The 1,670-nt window shown below is 48.1% G+C and carries 1 protein-coding gene and 1 pseudogene; one reads left to right on the top strand and one right to left on the bottom strand.

Annotated elements, in window-relative coordinates; genetic code table 11:
* Positions 1–181: 181 nt before the first annotated feature.
* Positions 182–700 carry a hypothetical protein gene (locus ACCI49_RS24580; protein ID WP_371841892.1) on the bottom strand — a complete coding sequence of 173 codons (519 nt, stop codon included), beginning with the start codon at positions 698–700 and terminating at the stop codon, positions 182–184.
* 526 nt (positions 701–1,226) lie between these two features.
* Between ACCI49_RS24580 and ACCI49_RS24575 the strand changes: the two are divergent.
* Positions 1,227–1,670: pseudogene (locus tag ACCI49_RS24575) on the top strand (IS6 family transposase); the annotation flags it as partial.

The following is a 1,670-nucleotide window of genomic DNA, read 5'->3' as shown; positions in this document are numbered from 1 at the left end:
TCTGGAACTGTCAAACTATGCGTGCCTCCCCAGCAAAGCTGGGGGGTCTCCCATTTTTACTAGAAGACAATTCATAAGGGCAACTCTAAAAATTGCGCTTTCCTGTATTTTATCGTCCTGAAGCTCCCATGAATTGGTGCTGACGGATACCAAAAAAGTAATTTATAGAGGTGCCTATAACTTACACCTGATAAAATACAGACTCTTCAACAAAATCTCGTCCACTAGCACAAATAATCTCCTCATGAGCACAGCAAGCGCCTTTGATAGCCACGCCTTCGTTACTATCATTCTTGATGCCAAGCTTTGCGAGCTCATTCACGACGAAATCTGACATCCTGGTGACTGCCCCTGCCTCATCCGACTTGACGAGGAGCCAAGCATGGATGCGGCTCACTTGCAACACGTCGTTCGAACCCGCGACGACTTCGGGGTCGCCCTCGACTGCGGCCCCAACCTGCATATCGACGGCAGTTAAGAGCCCTTCTCGTTCGCATTTACGCGACCAGAGCGACGGCGCGAAGGCAACCCTGACGCTACCATGGCGGCTACCGTGATGCTCATTAACTAATTCGCGCATGCCCGAAATAAGCCGGGCGAATTCACTTCGCCCCACAGTATCGGGAAGCTCGGAAACATTGATCGCGTATTGGAATTGCGCTGGGTAGCCAAGTCCTAGTTGCATCCAGCTCAGTACCATTTATCCATTAAGTATCTATTGCGTTTAAGACTAACTGATTCTATATCCTAGAATCTTTTTAATATCAGGCGTGGGGCTGTCCTTATTTTGTTGAAAAAAACGTAGCCTAAGTAGGCTATCGTGCCCTCTCCCTTCGCATCGGAAGCTGCCTTGATCATTAGGCACCTGATCCTACCCACCAACAACAGACACTCTTTTAAACAATAAACTACCCATCAGAGGTGCCCTGTGACTAGTCAAGCCAAACCAACCAAAACCACACGTGAACAATACTCCGAGGAGTATAGATAAGATGCACTAACGCTGGCGACCAAGGTGAGCGTATCGTTGCTGTTAAGCAGCTTGGGATACAGCCTTCCCAAATATATAGATGGTGAAGTAAGGCTAGGTTGCATCAAAGCCAAGGTGATGCCGAGAGAGAGTTGTCCATAGAGAATGCTCGCCTGAAACGACAGCTGGCTGAGCAGCGGCTTTCTTAAAAAAAGCTGCAGCGTACGTTGCAAAGAGTCTGAAATACAGCCAAGTAAGTGCCTCCTGGCGTATTGACGAGACCTATATCAAAGTTAAGGGCAAGTGGGTATACCTGTATCGGGCAGTCGATAAATCCGGGGAAATTGTTGATTTCATGCTCTCAGAGACCCGAGATGAAGCCGCAGCAACACGTTTCTTTGAGCAATCCATAGGCATCAAAGGGCTGCCAGAGAAGGTAGTCTTAGACAAAAGGAGGCAATCTGGCGGGCCTGACCAAGATCAATATCTACCTGTTCCTGATGGGATTCTGGCTTTCATTCATCGATAGTCTGCAGGTCGAATATCTCAACAATATTGTTGAACAGGACCACCGGTTTATCAAACGCATAACCAAGCCTATGATGGGCTTTAAGGCTTTAAGGCCTTCCATTCAGCGACTGCCACTCTCGATGGGATTGAGACTGCTCACATGATCCGAAAAGGACAGCTGGGACAGGAA

The sequence above is a fragment of the Microbulbifer epialgicus genome, assembly GCF_041447265.1.
Classification (GTDB): domain Bacteria; phylum Pseudomonadota; class Gammaproteobacteria; order Pseudomonadales; family Cellvibrionaceae; genus Microbulbifer; species Microbulbifer epialgicus.
The sequence above is the reverse complement of the archived record's forward strand: the minus strand, read 5'-3'. Positions and strand labels throughout refer to the sequence as shown.